General features: G+C 67.5%; 15 protein-coding genes. All 15 read right to left on the bottom strand.

What is annotated here, in order from left to right; all coding sequences use genetic code 11:
* Positions 1–8 precede the first annotated feature (8 nt).
* Entirely contained in the window at positions 9–716 is a 708-nt protein-coding gene (locus AC1DKV_RS25345; RefSeq protein ID WP_441615506.1) for an aspartate/glutamate racemase family protein, read from the bottom strand.
* Between the two features lie 131 nt (positions 717–847).
* Positions 848–1,768: an alpha/beta fold hydrolase gene (locus AC1DKV_RS25340; RefSeq protein WP_441615504.1), complete on the bottom strand. Its 921-nt coding sequence runs from the start codon at positions 1,766–1,768 to the stop codon at positions 848–850.
* Positions 1,769–1,874: 106 nt separating this feature from the next.
* Positions 1,875–2,777, bottom strand: coding sequence for an SDR family oxidoreductase (locus AC1DKV_RS25335; protein WP_477138267.1), 903 nt, complete (start codon positions 2,775–2,777; stop codon positions 1,875–1,877).
* Between the two features lie 70 nt (positions 2,778–2,847).
* Entirely contained in the window at positions 2,848–3,789 is a 942-nt protein-coding gene (locus AC1DKV_RS25330; protein WP_477138266.1) for a glutathione S-transferase family protein, read from the bottom strand.
* Between the two features lie 79 nt (positions 3,790–3,868).
* Positions 3,869–4,690 (bottom strand): SDR family oxidoreductase, encoded by an 822-nt coding sequence (locus tag AC1DKV_RS25325; protein WP_477138265.1) that lies wholly within the window; start codon positions 4,688–4,690, stop codon positions 3,869–3,871.
* A gap of 4 nt (positions 4,691–4,694) precedes the next feature.
* The gene (locus AC1DKV_RS25320) at positions 4,695–5,549 is read right to left on the bottom strand and encodes a class II aldolase/adducin family protein (protein ID WP_441615498.1); all 855 of its coding nucleotides are present in this window, start codon (positions 5,547–5,549) and stop codon (positions 4,695–4,697) included.
* A gap of 71 nt (positions 5,550–5,620) precedes the next feature.
* Positions 5,621–6,631: an NADP-dependent oxidoreductase gene (locus tag AC1DKV_RS25315; protein ID WP_477138264.1), complete on the bottom strand. Its 1,011-nt coding sequence runs from the start codon at positions 6,629–6,631 to the stop codon at positions 5,621–5,623.
* A 90-nt stretch (positions 6,632–6,721) separates the two neighbouring features.
* Complete coding sequence (locus AC1DKV_RS25310; protein ID WP_477138279.1) at positions 6,722–8,029, bottom strand: serine hydrolase domain-containing protein; 1,308 nt, start codon at positions 8,027–8,029, stop codon at positions 6,722–6,724.
* 188 nt (positions 8,030–8,217) lie between these two features.
* Positions 8,218–8,661, bottom strand: coding sequence for a PaaI family thioesterase (locus AC1DKV_RS25305; RefSeq protein WP_441615494.1), 444 nt, complete (start codon positions 8,659–8,661; stop codon positions 8,218–8,220).
* A gap of 93 nt (positions 8,662–8,754) precedes the next feature.
* Positions 8,755–9,537 (bottom strand): SDR family oxidoreductase, encoded by a 783-nt coding sequence (locus tag AC1DKV_RS25300; protein WP_441615492.1) that lies wholly within the window; start codon positions 9,535–9,537, stop codon positions 8,755–8,757.
* Between the two features lie 73 nt (positions 9,538–9,610).
* Complete coding sequence (locus tag AC1DKV_RS25295; protein WP_477138263.1) at positions 9,611–11,461, bottom strand: acyl-CoA dehydrogenase; 1,851 nt, start codon at positions 11,459–11,461, stop codon at positions 9,611–9,613.
* 217 nt (positions 11,462–11,678) lie between these two features.
* Positions 11,679–12,107 (bottom strand): PaaI family thioesterase, encoded by a 429-nt coding sequence (locus tag AC1DKV_RS25290; protein ID WP_441615489.1) that lies wholly within the window; start codon positions 12,105–12,107, stop codon positions 11,679–11,681.
* Positions 12,108–12,123: 16 nt separating this feature from the next.
* Positions 12,124–13,302: an acetyl-CoA C-acyltransferase gene (locus AC1DKV_RS25285; protein ID WP_477138262.1), complete on the bottom strand. Its 1,179-nt coding sequence runs from the start codon at positions 13,300–13,302 to the stop codon at positions 12,124–12,126.
* A 60-nt stretch (positions 13,303–13,362) separates the two neighbouring features.
* Positions 13,363–14,016: a bifunctional nicotinamidase/pyrazinamidase gene (gene pncA / locus AC1DKV_RS25280; protein ID WP_477138261.1), complete on the bottom strand. Its 654-nt coding sequence runs from the start codon at positions 14,014–14,016 to the stop codon at positions 13,363–13,365.
* A 36-nt stretch (positions 14,017–14,052) separates the two neighbouring features.
* Positions 14,053–16,134 (bottom strand): 3-hydroxyacyl-CoA dehydrogenase NAD-binding domain-containing protein, encoded by a 2,082-nt coding sequence (locus AC1DKV_RS25275; protein ID WP_477138260.1) that lies wholly within the window; start codon positions 16,132–16,134, stop codon positions 14,053–14,055.
* Between the last annotated feature and the right edge of the window lie 486 nt (positions 16,135–16,620).

Here is a 16,620-nt window from a genome sequence, read left to right as displayed (position 1 = left end):
GCAGGCGGCTATGCAGCCACCACTCCCTCCAACGCCCGGCTCACCGCCGCCTGCGCATGCAGCGCGGTGGTGTCGAACACCGGCAGCGGCACGTCGTCCTGGCCGATCAGCAGCGCGATCTCGGTACAGCCGAGGATCACGCCGCCAGCGCCCTGCGCGCGCAGGCCGTCGATGACGCGCTTGTACGCCTCGCGCGAGGCTTCGCGCACCACGCCGTGGCAGAGCTCGTCGTAGATGATGCCGTGCACCAGCGCGCGCTCCTCCCGGCCGGGTACCACCGCCTCGATGCCGTGCTTCTCCAGCATGCGGCCGCGGTAGAAGTCCTGTTCCATGGTGAAGGCGGTGCCGAGCAGGCCCACACGCATGATGCCGGCATCGCGCAGCGCTTGCGCGGTGGGGTCGACGATGTGGAGAAAGGGAATGTCGAGGGCCGCTTCGATGGCGGGTGCAACGCGGTGCATGGTGTTGGTGCAGAGCACCACGAAATCCGCGCCGGCGGCCTGTACCTGCAGCGCAGCTTCCTGCATGCCCTCGGCAAGCTCGTCCCAGCGTTCGGCATGCTGGAGCGCCTTGACCTGCTCGAAACTGACCGTGACCATGACGCTGCGCGCGTTGTGGTGGCCGCCGAGGCGCCGTTTCATGTCCTGGTTGATCAGCCGGTAGTACTCGGCCGAGGACTCCCAGCTCATGCCGCCGATCAGTCCGATGGTTTTCATCTTGCCCTTCCCTGCGCACCCGGCGCTGTCCGAATCGGGCCACTGTAGCAGGCGGCGGCGCCCCGCCCCATGCACAGTGGCCGGCATTGCGGCCGGGCCAGCGCTGCCAGGCCGGCCCGGCCGCCCGGCGCTCAGGGCAAGGCGCTGCGGATCAGCAGGTTGATGCGCTCTGGCTGCTCGTGCACCACCCAGTGGGTGCCGTCGGGGATACGTTCGAGCCGCATGTCCGGCACGAACTGCTCGAGCCCGTCCAGCAGGCTCTTGGGCAGCGCGGTATCGCGCTCGCCCCAGATCACCATCGTGGGCACCCGCACCGTGAAGGCGGCCGGATCCAGCTTGGAGATATCGGGCGGCGTTTCGCCAGGGCCCGGCGGATGCATGGGCGAGGCGCGATAGTAGTTGACGCCGCCGGTCAGCGAGTGCGATCCGGCCGCGCCCGGCTGCGACCAGGCCGCGTGGTATTTTTCGCGGGTTTCGCCGCTGAACCAGGGCGCCGGCTGCTTGCCCTGCCCGTGCAGGAAGCTCTCCAGCCTGGCGAAGCCGTCCGCGGCCAGCGCCTCTTCCGAGCCCGGCTGGCGCAGCCAGTTCATATAGGCCGATGCGGCCTGCTGCTCCGGATTGCCGACCAGCGCCTTGGCGAACAGATAGGGATGCGGCGAATTGATGATGACCAGCCGCTCGACCAGTTGCGGGAACTGGATGGCCAGGTTCCAGCAGATCGCCCCGCCCCAGTCATGCGCCACCACCACGCAACGCGAATAGCCCAGCGCGTTGACCAGTTGCACCAGGTCCTCGACGATGTGGCGTGGCCGGTAAGCCTCCACCTCGGCCGGCTTGCTGGACAGGTTGAAGCCGCGCAGGTCCGGCGCCACCGCGAAATGGGTCTTGCCGAATTCGGCGAGCTGGGCTTCCCACTCGAACCAGAATTCCGGGAAGCCGTGCACGAACAGCACCAGCGGCTTGCCCCGCTCGCCCGCGCTGGCGTAATGCAGGCGCGTGCCGTTGGGCAGGGTGGCGAACTGCAGGTGACGAATGACTGCAGGTTTGGTCATGGATTCCTCCCTTGCCGCGATGGACGATTGTCTGTGACTGCCGCGCCGGAAGCGGATGCCCGCCGCCGGCGCTCCAAAGGATAGCCTCGCTGCGTTGCCGCCCCGGTTACCCGCGCAGCGCCGCCACMAGCCCCGCGCGCACCTCTKGCTTGTCGCTGAACGGGTCGCTGGGGTTGCGCTGGTTGATGATATCTTCGAAACGCTGCTGCACGGGAGCCAGTTGCTGCGGATGCGAGTAGATATAGAAGCCATTGTCGCGGATCGCGTCGAAGGTGATCTGCGCCACTTCCGCAGCCGTCACCTTGCCCGAGCTGACCGCCTTGTCCGACATGGCCTGCGAGACCAGCTGCGAGCGCGTGAGCGGGCCCTCGTTGGCCAGGTCCGCCGGGCKGTTGCGGCCCGACTTGGTGATGCCGGTCGGCACGAAATACGGGCACAGCACCGAGCAATGGACCTGCTCGCTGACCAGGCTCAGGTCCTGGTACAGCGATTCCGACAACGAGACGACCGCGTGCTTGGACACGTTGTACACGCCCATCGCCGGCGGGCTGAGCAGCCCGGCCATCGAGGCGGTATTGACGATATGGCCTTCGAACGAAGGATCCTTCTCTGCCGCGGCCAGCATCAGCGGCGTGAAGATGCGCACGCCGTGGATGACGCCATAGAGATTGACGCCCAGCACCCACTCCCAGTCGCGCTCGGAGTTTTCCCACATCAGGCCGCCCGCGCCCACGCCCGCGTTGTTGAACAGCAGGTTGACCTGTCCGAAGGCGGTCATCGCGGCATCGGCCAGCGCCTGCACCTGTTCGGCCTTCGACACATCCACGCGCACGCCGATCACCTGCACGCCCTGGGCCTTGAACTCGGCGACCGTGGCGTCCAGCACGTCCTCCTGCACATCGGCCAGCACCAGCTTCATGCCGAGCCCGGCACCGATCCTGGCGAACTCCTTGCCGAAACCGGATGCGCCGCCAGTGATMACTGCCACTTTGCCCTGGAATTGCTTCATGTTGTCTGCCTCTCGTTGATACGTTGTCGTATTGGCATTGCTGCGATGCCTTCCCTGTGCGCCGCCGGCCTTAGCCGGCCCGCCTGACTTCGTAACCCTGCCGCGGGAAATGCACGTTGACCGCGCCGGCGCGCGGGTCCTGGCGCCGCAGCACGGCACGCTGCGCGTCCAGCGCCACCAGCACGCCCGCCACGGGATCGCGCGCGTAGTCGGTCGGTGTCACGGTGACCGCTTCGCCGGCCTCGAAGCCTGAGCCCGCGGACACGCTGCCGGGCTGCGCCACGGGATCGGCATGCTGCGCCACGTCCAGCGCCGCGCCGCTGTCGATCACGCGCACCTTGCCGTGGCCGAAGGCCTGCATGCGGGCATACCAGGCCTGCACGGCCGGATACGCGTCGAGCAGCCTGGCCAGCTCGCTGGCGCGGCGGATAAACCAGACGTTGTGGTAGAGCGAGAAGTCCGCCACCGACAGCGCCGGCCCCGCCACGTGGGCCACGCCTGCCTTGAACTGCTGCTCGAGGCGGCCGAAGGTCTCGTGCAGCAGCGCGATGGCCTCGGACAGCGGCATGCGCAGGCCGTTGCCGTCGCCGCGCATGGCCTTGCGGTCCGCCGTGAATGCCTGGATCTGCGCGGGCGTGAGATGGCCAAGCATGCTTTGCGCGCCGGCCGGCTGGAACAGGTAGGTGACGGCGACGGTAAACAGCGCCGTGTCGAGCCAGTGCGCGGCGATGCGCGCCGCGGCCGCCTGCCCGGCGGGATAGAGCGCCGGCGCCGGCGCCGGCGCCGCGGCGTCGATCACCTCGCAGATMAGCGCGGAGTCGCAATAGATGTCGGCGCCGACCTGCAGGATCGGCGTGCGGCGGTAACCGCCGGTGAGCGCCACCACATCGGGCTTGGGCAGGATCGGCGGGATTTCCACCGCMTGCCAGTCCAGGCCCTTGGCACCCATCAGCAGGCGTACTTTTTCGGAGAACGGCGAGGTTGCGTACTGGTGGAGGATGAAGTCTGCCATGTTGTCGGTGATCGCCCCGTGTTTGTCTTGCCGTGGTTGCCTGTGATTGCCTGCGCGCAAGGGCGCCGGCGGTTGCCCGTCAGCGCCCTGCCTGCTTCAGCGCCTTGAGCGCCATGTTTTCCACCAGCGCCGGCGCGAGCAGGCGCAGCCAGAGGCCGAAGCGGCCCTTGGCGGTCATCACCAGTTCGCGCTTGCGCGCGGCCATGGCGCGCAGCATCTGGTGCGCGCACTCCTGCGCGCTCATGGCGCCGTCCTCGCGCAGGCGGCTTTCGCCGAGCGCGCGCCCATCGGGGCCGAAGCCGTTGATGCGCGTGTCGGTCGCCACCACGCCGGGGAAGACCACGCATACGTCCACGCCGGTGCCGCGCAGTTCCGCGCGCAGCGCCTCGCAGAAGCCGGCCAGCGCGAACTTGCTGGCCGAATACGCGGTGCGGCCCGGCACGCCGATCTTGCCGGCGAGACTGGACACCGCCACCATCAAGCCACCGCGCGCGCGCAGGTKCGGCAGCGCCTCGCGCGTGCACCACATGGCACCGAAGTAGTTCACGCGCATGACCTGCTMGTAGTACCCGAAATCCGACACCTGCTCGAAATACCCATGGGCGGACACGCCGGCATTGTTGACCAGCACGTCCAGCCCGCCGAAATGCCCGACCACGTCGGCCACCAGGTGCCGGCAGGCCGCTTCGTCCGACACATCGACGCGCCAGACCGCCGCCTCGGCGGCCGGGCACTGGCGGCGGATGCGCTCGGCCAGGGCGTCGAGCATGTCCACGCGGCGTGCCGCCAGGGCCAGCCGCGCGCCCTGCCGCGCCAGCAGCATGGCCAGCTCCGCGCCGATGCCGTCCGAGGCGCCGGTAATCAGCACCACCTTTCCCGTGAAGGATGCGAGGGCGGCCATGGTCTCAGTCCAGCAGGTCGGGCTGTTCCTTCACGATGCGGGCGTACAGCGGCTGGAACTGGAACCAGCCAGCCTGCGCCGTGCCGACGATCGAATACGCCTGGCGCGCCGCGGCGTCCGAGATCATCTTCAGCGGCGCATTGGTGCGCGCGGCGGCGGCTTCGGCCAGCAACTGCACCTGGCACGAGCGTTCCATGGTGATGAACCACCACGCGGCCTCGTCCACCGTCTTGCCCACGGTCAGCAGGCCGTGGTTCTGCAGGATGGCCGCCTTGTTGGCGCCGAGCGCATTGGCGATGCGCTGGCCTTCGTCCAGCTCCACCACCACGCCGCCGAATTCGTCGTAGACCGCGTGGTCGCCATAGAAGGCGCACACGTCCTGGGTCAGCGGATCGAGCGGGCGCCCCAGCGTGGACCAGGCGCGGCCGTGCGTGCTGTGCGAATGCGCGGCGGCCACGGCGTCCTCGCGGGTCTGGTGCACGCGCGAATGGATGGCGAAGGCCGCGGCATTGACCGGGTAGTCGCCCTCCACCACATTGCCGTGGTGATCGCAGCGGATCAGGTTGGACACCTTGACCTGGCTGAAATGCACGCCGAAGGGATTGACCCAGAAGGTGTCGGTGAACTCGGGGTCGCGCGCGGTGATATGGCCCGCGACGCCTTCGTCGAAGCCGAACTTCGAGAACAGGCGGAATGCCGCCGCCAGCCGCTGCTTGCGGTGCAGGCGTTCCTCGGCCGGGGTGTCGAACTTCGGCGGGCGCGGGAGCACACGGTACTTGGCCTTGACCTCTTCGGACAGGCCGGCGGCCATGTCGTCCGGGTTGTCTTGCGGCATGGTGTTTTCTGCCGGGGCATTCATGGGGAGTCTCCTTTTTTTGTTTGGCGGCCGGACCGGGCCATGCCCGGGACGGCCGAAGGCACCTTGCCGGCTTACACCAGCTTGACCAGCTGCTTGCCGAAATTCTTGCCCTTGAGCAGGCCCATGAAGGCCTCGGGCGCGCTGGCCAGCCCCTGCGCCACGCTTTCACGGAACTTGAGCTTGCCCTGCGCCACGGCGGCGCCCAGTTCCTGCAATGCCTGCGGCCACACGTCCATGTGCTCGGACACGATAAAGCCTTCCACGGTCAGGCGCGATACCAGGATCAGCTGCGGGTTCTTCAGCGGCATCGGCTGGCCGTCGTAGCCGGCGATCATGCCGCAGACCGCGATGCGGCCGAAGGCGTTCATGCGGGCCAGCACGGTGTCGAGGATCTCGCCGCCCACGTTCTCGAAGTAGCCGTCMACGCCATCCGGCGTGGCTTCCTTGAACATGGTGTACAGCTCCTTGCTGTCCTTGGCGGCTTTGTAGTCGATGCAGGCRTCGAAGCCCAGYTCMTTCACCACGYAGTCGCACTTGKCCTKGCCGCCGGCGAWGCCSACCACGCGGCAGCCCTTGAKCTTGGCGAGCTGGCCCACCACGCTGCCGACCGCGCCGGACGCGGCGCTGACCGCCACGGTCTSGCCAGCCTTGGGCGCGATGATMTTGTTCAGGCCATACCAGGCCGTCACGCCCGGCATGCCGACCGAACCCAGGTAGGCCGACAGCGGGATATGGGTGGTATCGACCTTCTGGATGCCGGTGCCGTCGCTCACGCCGAGTTCCTGCCAGCCGAGCATGCCGACCACCTTGTCGCCCACGGCGTACCTGGCGTTCTTCGACGCCACGATCTCGCCCACGGTGCCGCCGATCATGACTTCGCCCAGCGGCTGCGGCGTGGCGTAGKACTTGCTGTCGTTCATGCGCCCGCGCATATACGGATCGAGCGACAGGTAGTGGTTGCGCACCAGGACCTGGCCTTCGGCCAGTTCGGGCACCGGCGCTTCTTCCAGCCGGAAATTGTCGGGCGTGACCGCGCCGGTGGGGCGCGAGGCCAGGACGATACGCTTGAAGGTGTTCGACATTTTGGCTTCCTTACGGTGAAATGGACAAGGACACGCGTCCTTTGTCGTTCGTTGTTCTGGTGGACCGTCGCTACGCAGTTGCCGGACGGCTTACTTCATCAATGCCAGCGCCAGGGCCCGGTACGCGCGATGCGTGACAGGATCGTTGGCGCCGTTGGCGGCAATCGGGTGCGAGGCGTAGCGCACGATGGTGAGTTMCGCCCTGGGATCGACATAGATGCGCTGGCCGTGGATGCCGCGCGCCTCGAACACGCMGTGGTCGTCGTTCGAGACCCACCACATCGAGCGGTAGCTCCAGCCTGGCAAGGTGGCATAGCCGGCCTTGGCGAACTTGGCCGGGTCACCGCCGCCGCGGATATCGGCCACGACCTGCGCCGGGATGATCTGCTGGCCGTTGAAGCGGCCGTTGTTGCGCATGGTCTCGCCGAAGCGAGCCAGGTCGCGCAGCGTGGTGTTGAGCCCGCCGCCGCCGGATTCGCTGCCGACGCTGTCGACCATGAAGTAGGCATCGTTCTCGGCGCCCATCTTCTGCCACACCCGCTCGGACAGCAGCCTGGCCAGCGGCTGCCCGGACACGCGCTTGACGATCCACGCCAGGACTTCGGCATTGACGGTCTTGTAGGCGAAGGCCTGGTCGTGCTCGCCTTCCTTCTTCAGCGTGGCGAGGAACTCATAGAACGTCCCGGGGCCGCGATAGCCCGGCTCGCGCGGCATCATGCCGCCGGCGCGGCTGTAGTCCCAGATCTCGGCCTTGGGGTCGGCATAGTTCTCCGAGTACTTCACCCCCACGGTCATGTCCATCACCTCGCGCACGGTGGCGTCGCCGTAGGCGGTGCCCGCCATCTCCGGCAGGTAGCGCGTGACGGGCGCGGCGGGATCGAGCTTGCCGTCGGCCACCAGCATCGCCGCCAGCGTGCCGACGAAGGACTTGGTCACCGACATGGCGATGTGCGGCGTATGGTCGTCTAGCGCACCGAAATACTTCTCGTAGACGACGCGGCCCTTGTGCATCACCAGGATGCCGTCGGTGTAGGTCAGCCCCAGCATGTCGGCGAAGGTGCGCCGCGTGCCGTCGGCATCGGTGAAGGGCGTGCCGCCGATGTCGCGCTCGGCGCGCGGCAGGGCCGACGCGGGACCGCGCCCGTGCCAGACCGCCGCGGTCGGCACCAGCTCGCGAATATGCGAGAAGCTCCAGCGTGTGCGCGGGAAGCCATTGCTGGCGGGAGCGAAGCTGATGACCTTGTCCGGCACCGGCGGAAAGCCCTGCATCCAGCCCGCGGTGACGGGATCGGTGGCGGCGGCATCCGGGAACACCGGCACGGCCTGCGCCACCGGAGCGGCGACCGGCGCGCCGGCCGCGGGAACAGGGGCATTCTGGGCTTGGGCCGGCTGGTACATGGCAAGGGCTCCTGCGCCGCACGCGGCGAGTACGGTCAGTCTCAGGCGCCGCGCGGCGGCGATCCGTTCAAACAGCATCTTGTCTCCGTTTTTTTGGTTTTATAGCTGCTGCGTGCCGGCTTTTCCCACCGGTCTTGACATCCTCTGCTCACCCCTCCGAAGGTTCGGGCATCACAGGCAATGCGGACTCAGCCGTCAGCGCCGCTGTCCGATGCGCCGGCGGACGCGCGCTGCGGCGGCACGCGCTTGACGTACTTGAACGTGCCCGATCCGCGCGATACGGTCTTGCCGTCCTCGTCGACGATCTCCGCCTCGCAGAACGCCATGGTGCTGGTGCGGTGCACGCACACGCCGCGCGCGCGCAGCCTGCCCCGGCCCGGTGCCATGAAGCTGGTCTTCATCTCGATGGTCACCAGGCCACGGCCCTCGGTGTCGGCGCCGCGCCCGGCAATGGCCATCGCCACGTCGAGCAGCGTCATCAGCACGCCGCCGTGGGCCATGTCCCAGCTGTTCTGGTGCCGTTCTTCGAGCGCCAGCTCGATTTCGCTGCCTTCCTTGTCCATGCGGTTGCACAGCACGCCGAGCGAGGCGAGGAAGGGAATCTTGAGGGGAAAGCCGTTGGTGTCGGTCATGGTTCGTTAGTGATGCGTGAAACGATATCGGTCTGCGGGCGGCATGCAAACGCAAGCAGCATGCCCGCCGCTCCGACCGAATTAAAGCATGGCTCAGACCGCGCTCACGCCACCGTCCACGGCCAGTACCTGCCCCGTGATGTGCTTGCCGGCCGCGCTGGCGAACAGCAGCGCGGCGCCCTTCAGGTCTTCGTCGTCGCCCAGGCGGTGCAGCGGCACGCCGGCGCACATGGCGTCCACGCCCATGCGGTCCAGCGAACCCTGCGTCATCTTGGAGGGGAAGAAGCCCGGCGCCAGCGCGTTGACCGTGATGTTGTGCTCGCCCCACTCGGCGGCCAGCGTGCGCGTGAAGTTGATCACCGCGCCCTTGGAGGTGTTGTAGGCGATGGTTTCCATCGATCCCGGCGGGTTGCCCGCCAGCCCGGCGATGGAGGCCACGTTGATGATGCGGCCATAGCGGCGCGGGATCATCGAKAGCTTGCCGATGCGCTGCGAGAGCAGGAACACGCCGCGGATATTGAGGTTCATGACCTTGTCCCAGGCCTCTACCGGGTGATCTTCGGCAGGCGCGCCCCAGGTGGCGCCGGCGTTGTTGACAAGGATGTCCACATGGCCGAGCTTGGCCAGCGCCTCGTCGGCAAGGCGGGCGATATCCGCATCGCGCGCGCCGTCGGCGGCGATCCATTCGGCGTCGATGCCGCGCGCCTTGAGGTGGGCCTGGGCCGATTGCAGCTCGTCGGCCTTGCGCGCCGACAGGACCAGGCGCGCGCCCTGCTCGCCGAGCGCCTCGGCGATCTGCAGGCCGAGCCCGCGCGAGCCGCCGGTGATCAGCGCAGTCTTGCCCTTGAGGTCGAACAGTTGCTGGATGGTGTTCATGGTGTCTCCCGATCTGGAATTGCGCGCGCCCGGGCAGGCGCGCACTGGTGTTGTCGTGTGGGCCGCCGGATCCTCAGAACCAGGCGTCTTGCATATCGAGCGTAGTGCGGTCCAGCGAGGCCAGCAGGTCGAGCTGCGGCCCGATCTTGGGCAGCTCCCAGCGGAAGAAGTATGCCGCCGCTGCCAGCTTGCCGCGATAGAAGTCCTCGTCGTCGCCGGCCGGGGCGCCCTTGAGCGCAGCCTGCGCCAGCAGCGCCTGTTCCAGCCAGATCCATGCCACCACCGCGTGGCCGAAGGCTTCCAGGTAGACCGAGGCGTTGGCCAGGGTCACCTTGGCATCCCCCGCCGCCCACAGCAATTGCGTGACTTCCGCCACGCGCTTGACGGCAGCACCGAGCGCGCGGGCGTGGCTGCCGAGCGCGGCGTCGCCGCTGGCCAGCGCCCGGCCGATGGTGGCCTGGATTTCCTCGCCGAGCGCCTTKAATGCCGCGCCGTCCTTCATCACCACCTTGCGGCCCAGCAGGTCCAGCCCCTGGATACCGTGGGTGCCTTCGTGGATCGGGTTGAGACGGTTGTCGCGGTAGAACTGCTCGACGTTGTACTCGCGCGTGTAGCCATAACCACCGTGCACCTGGATCGCCAGGTTGTTGGCTTCCAGGCACCATTGCGACGGCCAGCTCTTGGCGATCGGGGTGAGGATGTCCAGCAGCAGCGCMAGTCGTTCATGCGCGGCGCCCTCGGCGGCACGCTCCTGGTCCACCAGCTGCGCGCAATACAGGTTGAGCGCCAGCCCGCCTTCCACATAGCTCTTCTGCGCCAGCAGCATGCGGCGGATGTCGGCATGCTCCACCAGCCGCACCTGCGGGCTGGCCGGATCCTTGCCGCCGGGACCGATGGGCCGGCCCTGCGGGCGGTTGCGCGCATAGTCCACCGCGTGCAGGTAGCCGGTATAGCCCAGCATCACCGCGCCGAGGCCCACGCCGATGCGCGCCTCGTTCATCATGTGGAACATGCAGGCCAGGCCCTTGTGSGGCTCGCCCACCAGGTAGCCGATGGCGCCGGCCTTGCCGCCCGGCTGGTACTTCATGCCCTCGCCGAAGTTCAGCAGGCAGTTGGTGGTGCCGCGGTAGCCCATCTTGTGGTTCAGGCCGGCCAGCACCACGTCGTTGTGCTCGCCCAGGCTGCCGTCGGCGTTGACCAGGTACTTCGGCACGATGAACAGCGAAATGCCCTTCACGCCCGGGATCAGCTTGCCGTCCGGGCCGGGGATCTTGGCMAGCACGAGGTGCACGATATTCTCGGAGAGCTCGTGCTCGCCGGCCGAGATMCACATCTTGTTGCCGCGCAGGCGGTATTGCTGGCCCAGCGGCGATTCGCCTTCATGGTCGGCGCGCGTCGTGATGTCCGACAGCGACGAGCCGGCCTGCGGCTCGGACAGGCACATGGTGCCGAAGAAGCGCCCTTCCATCTCCGGCTTGACGAAGGTTTCCACCTGCGCCGGCGTGCCGTGCGTGAGCAGCAGGTTGGCGTTGCCGATGGTCAGGAACGGGTACGAGCTGGTGCCGACGTTGGCGCCCTTGAAGTAGGCAAAGCCCGCCTTCTCGACCACCACCGGCAGCTGCATGCCGCCGATCTCGTAGTCCTGCCCGGCAGCCATCAGCCCGGCCTCGCAGAATGCCTTCAGCGCGGTCTTGACCTCGGGGATGATGGTGACGGTCTCGCCATCGAAATGCGGCTCGTGCTGGTCGTTCTTCTTGTTGTGCGGCGCGAACAGGTCGGTGGCGATCTTCTCGCAGGTATCGAGCGCGGCGTCGAAGGTCTCGCGGGAATGGTCGGCGTAGCGCGGGATGCGGGCCAGCTCCTCGACCTTGAGCCACTCGTACAGCATGAAATTCAGGTCACGGCGGGAAAGGATCAGCGACATGGCAGGAAATGGCTCCCAGACTGAAAGGGAAAATCAGGAATGCGCGATCCGGCCACTGCGCACCGCATGTTCCGGCGGCCTGGCGGCTGGGATCGTCGCTGTCTCCACGGCGGCACGCTGCATGGCGCGCCGCGAATTCGGTTTCTGTTCTGTCTATGTTGACGGCACGGCGAATGAAAAAGGCGCTCGCGCGCCCTTTCCTGCCCGGCCCTTGCTGCTAGCTACCGTCGCCCAGGCGTGCGATGGTGCCCTGCGCGACCGCGCAGAGCTTCTCCTCGCCGTCCTTGCGCACGAACACATCGCAGCGCACCACCGCTTGCTGGCGGCCGCGGCTGACGCATTCGGCACGGGCGATCAGCAGGTCGCCGATCGCCGGACGCAGGTAGTTGATCTTGTACTCCGAGGTCACGACCGGCACCGCCATGGCCGCGCCGCCCGCATAGGTCAGGGCGTTGTCGGCCAGGTAGCTGACCACGCCGCCGTGCAGGAAGCCATGCTGTTGCTGCAGGTCCTGCCGGATCGGCAGGCGCAGCTCGGCACGCTCCGCGCTCAGCACGGCCAGCTCCGCGCCAACCAGCACCGAGAACGGCTGGCTGGCCAGCACCGCGCGGCCATGCGCGAGCAACGGATCGGCGTGATCGTTCACGGTGCCGTGCCGCCGCTCAGAGGACTTCGAACAGGCCGGCCGCGCCCTGGCCGCCGCCGATGCACATGGTCACCACCACGTACTTGACGCCGCGGCGCTTGCCTTCGATCAGCGCATGGCCGACCAGGCGCGCGCCCGACACGCCGTACGGGTGGCCGACCGCGATGGCGCCACCGTTGACGTTGAGRCGGTCCATCGGGATGCCCAGCGTATCGGCACAGTACAGCACCTGCACGGCGAAGGCTTCGTTCAGTTCCCACAGGCCGATGTCGTCGACCTTCAGGCCGGCCTTCTTGAGCAGCTTGGGCACCGCGAACACCGGGCCGATGCCCATTTCGTCAGGCTCGCAGCCGGCCACGGCGAAGCCGCGGAACACGCCCAGCGGCTGCAGGCCCCTGGCCGCCGCCACCTTCGCATTCATCACCACGGCAGCCGAGGCGCCGTCGGAGAACTGCGACGCGTTGCCTGCCGAGACCACGCCGCCGGGCATGGCGGTGCGGATCTTGGCCACGGCTTCGAGCGTGGTGTCGCCGCGGATGCCTTCGTCGGCCRAGACCGTGACTTCCTTGGTCATCAGCTGGCCGGTGGCCTTGTCGGCCACGCCTGCCAGCACCGTGATCGGCACGATCTCGTCGTTGAACTTGCCGGCTTCCAGCGCGGCGAAGGCGCGTTGCTGGCTGCGCACGCCGTACTCGTCCTGGCGCTCGCGCGAGATGTTGTAGCGCTTGGCCACGTTCTCGGCGGTCTGCAGCATGTTCCAGTAGATTTCCGGCTTGTTCTTGGTCAGCCAGCTTTCCTGGATCATGTGGCGGTTCATTTCCTGCTGCACGCAGGAGATGGACTCCACGCCGCCGGCCACGAAGATGTCGCCTTCATCGGCGATCACGCGCTGCGCGGCCATGGCGATGGTCTGCAGGCCGGACGAGCAGAAACGGTTGACGGTGGCGCCGGGCACGGTGACCGGGCAGCCTGCGCGCAGCGCGATCTGGCGCGCGATATTGGCGCCGGTGGCGCCTTCCGGGTTGGCACAGCCCATCAGCACGTCTTCCACTTCGCCGGCTTCGATCTTGGCGCGGGCGATGGCGTGCTGGACCGCGTGGCCGCCCAGGGTGGCGCCGTGGGTCATGTTGAAAGCACCCTTCCAGCTCTTGGCCAGGCCGGTCCGTGCGGTGGATACGATGACTGCCTCGTTCATTTGTTGCTCCTCGGAATCTTGGTGTCTGCGCAAGGTGTTCTTGCGAGTTGTTCGGTTTGTCTAGCGTGAGGGCGGTGAGGGCACGGCGKCAAGCACGTCGGCCGACTGCAGGCGCTGCACGCCGGCGGCGGACAGGTCCTGCCAGGCGCGTTCGAGCGAACCGTCGAGGTCGATGGCGCGACATGCGTCCTCGACCACGGCCGCTTCGAAGCCGGCGGCGCGCGCATCGAGCGCGCTCCAGGCCACGCAGTAGTCGGTCGCCAGGCCCACGCAGAACACGCGGCGCACGCCCTGCTCGCGCAGGTAGCCCGCCAGCCCGGTGCGCGTGGCACGGTCCGCCTMCATGAAGGCGGAGTAGCTGTCCACGTCGCGGTGATGGCCCTTGCGGACCACCAGCCGGGCATGCGGCACGTGCAGCCCCGCATGCAGCGCGGCGCCTGGCGTGTCCTGCACGCAGTGCACGGGCCACAGCACCTGCTGGCCATACGGCAGCGCGATGCTCTGGAACGGCTGCGTGCCGGCATGGCTGGCGGCGAACGACGCGTGTCCGGCTGGATGCCAGTCCTGCGTMACCACCACATGCGCGAACGCCTGCGCCAGCCGGTTGACCACGGGCACGATCTCGTCGCCGCGCGGCACGGCAAGCGCGCCGCCCGGCATGAAATCGTTCTGCACGTCGATCACCAGCAGGCAGTCCTGCGCGCCGTAGCTCATGGTTGCTTTCGCCCTTGCGTCGCCCTCACCTGCGGCTTAGTCGTTGAAGCCCTTGCCTTCGGCCGCCAGCTTCTCCAGCAGCGCGGCCGGCTTCCAGGCTTCGCCGTGATAGCCCTTCGCATAGCGGTTCATCGCCTGCGCCACGTTGAACAGCCCGACCTGGTCCGCGTACAGCATCGGGCCGCCGCGGAACAGCGGGAAGCCGTAGCCGGTCAGGTAGACCATGTCGATATCCGAGGCCTTGGAAGCAATGCCTTCCTCCAGGATCTTGGCGCCTTCGTTGACCAGCGCGAACACCAGGCGCTCGACGATTTCCTCGTCGGAGATCTTGCGGCGCGTGATGCCGAGGTCCTTGGAGTGCTGCACGATCATGTCGTTGACCTGCTGGTTCGGGTACGGCTTGCGGTCGCCCGCCTTGTAGTCGTACMAGCCCGCGCCGGTCTTCTGGCCGTAGCGGCCTTGCTCGCACAGCAGGTCGGCGGTCTTCGAGTACTGGATGTCCGGCTTGTCCACCGCGCGGCGCTTGCGGATGGCCCAGCCGATGTCATTGCCGGCCAGGTCGCCCATGCGGAACGGACCCATGGCGAAGCCGAACTTCTCGATGGCCTTGTCGACCTGCTCCGGCAGCGCGCCTTCGTCCAGCAGGTAGCCTGCCTGGCGGCTGTACTGCTCGATCATGCGGTTGCCGATGAAGCCGTCGCACACGCCCGACACCACGGCGGTCTTCTTGATCTTCTTGGCGATCTGCATGACCGTGGCCAGCACGTCCTTGCCGGTCTTCTCGCCGCGCACCACTTCGAGCAGCTTCATCACGTTGGCCGGGCTGAAGAAATGCATGCCGACCACGTCCTGCGKACGCTTGGTGAACGAGGCGATCTTGTTGACGTCCAGCGTGGAGGTGTTGGAAGCCAKGATCGCGCCCTGCTTCATCACTTCGTCCAGCTTCTTGAAGACGATTTCCTTGACGCCCATTTCCTCGAACACGGCTTCGATCACCATGTCCGCGTCCTTGATCTCGTCATAGGACAGCGTGGTGGTCAGCAGGGCCATGCGCTGCTCGACCTTCTCTTGCGTGAGCTTGCCCTTCTTGGCGCTGTTCTCGTAGTTCTTGCGGATCGTGGCCACGCCGCGGTCCAGCGCTTCCTGCTTGGTTTCCAGCATGATCACCGGCACGCCGGCGTTCAGGAAGTTCATGGTGATGCCGCCACCCATGGTGCCGGCGCCGATCACGGCAACCCGCTCGATCTTGCGCACCGGGGTGTCGCCGGACACGTCGGGGATCTTGCTGGCCGCGCGCTCGCCGAAGAAGGCATGGCGCAGGGCGCGCGATTCCGGCGTGGTCACCAGGGCCATGAAGCCTTCGCGCTCGGCCTTCAGGCCGGCCTCGAACGGCTTGAGCGATGCCGCCACGGCATCCACGCACTTCAGCGGCGCCGGGAAGTTCTTGGCCACGGCGGCCACGGTGTTGCGGGCGAAGGCCAGGAAGCCTTCCGCGTTCTMGTGCTTGACCTTCAGGTCGCGCACCTTCGGGTACGGGCCGGGCGCTGCCGCCACGTTCCTGGCGAAGGTCACGGCCGCGGGCAGCACGTCGCMGTCGACGATCTCGTCGAACAGCTTGGTGCCGGCGAACTTCTCGCTCGGAATGGCGGTGCCCGACACGATCATGTTCAGGGCGGCCTCCAGGCCGATCACGCGCGGCAGGCGCTGCGTGCCGCCGGCGCCGGGCAGCAGGCCCAGCTTGACTTCCGGCAGCGCGATCTGCGCGCCCTTGGCCGCCACGCGGTAGTTACAGCCCAGCGCCAGTTCCAGGCCGCCKCCCATGGCCACGGAGTGGATGGCCGCCACGACCGGCTTGGACGATGCTTCGATCGCACGGATCACCGAATGCAGGGTCGGTTCCTGGGTAGCCTTGGGGGTGTTGAATTCGCGGATGTCGGCGCCGCCCGAGAAAGCCTTGCCGGCGCCGGTGACGACGACGGCCTTGACGGCCGCATCGTCCAGCGCACGGGTCAAGCCTTCGACGATGCCAAGCCGGGTGCTATAGCCCAGGCCATTCACGGGGGGATTGTCGAGCGTGATGACGGCGACGCCGTCCTGAACCTGATACTGCGCTGTCATGCTGGTTCCTTTGTACTAGAAGTTGTCTCGGGATTCGAATTCTCGAATTATGTTTTTCTGCATTGGCCGGACCATGCGCGGCGAACCCATTGTCCGCCTTGCCGCCGCCTCCGGCTACCGGGAAAACCGCCTGCCGGCGCCCTTGCGCCGGTGCCCGCCCTGGTGCGAGCGGATCAAGCATACACAAAATAGCACGGTCGTTCAATTTCAATTTGGCGGTCCGGCAGGCGTGTCATGCGCCGCCTTTATGGCCGGCCTCGCCGGCGTGCATGCCAGTCCCGCCAAGCCGCATGCGAATGTCCCCGCAGGGCAGGCGCAGCGCCCTATGCGGCACTTCCCGCCCGATATGACGATGTCCTCTAATCACAGTCGGCGCGTTCTGTGCCACGCCCCTCGGATTTACCCTGAGAAGCCGGTAAACTCCCGCCCTTTGCCGCGCGCGGCCGCCCCACGAGGGCGCCGCCCTGCCGACACGCCAGCGACCCT

The sequence above is a fragment of the Cupriavidus sp. 05T41 genome (assembly GCF_056396525.1).
Note: the sequence above shows the minus strand (reverse complement) of the source record. Positions and strands in the feature narration are given on the sequence as shown.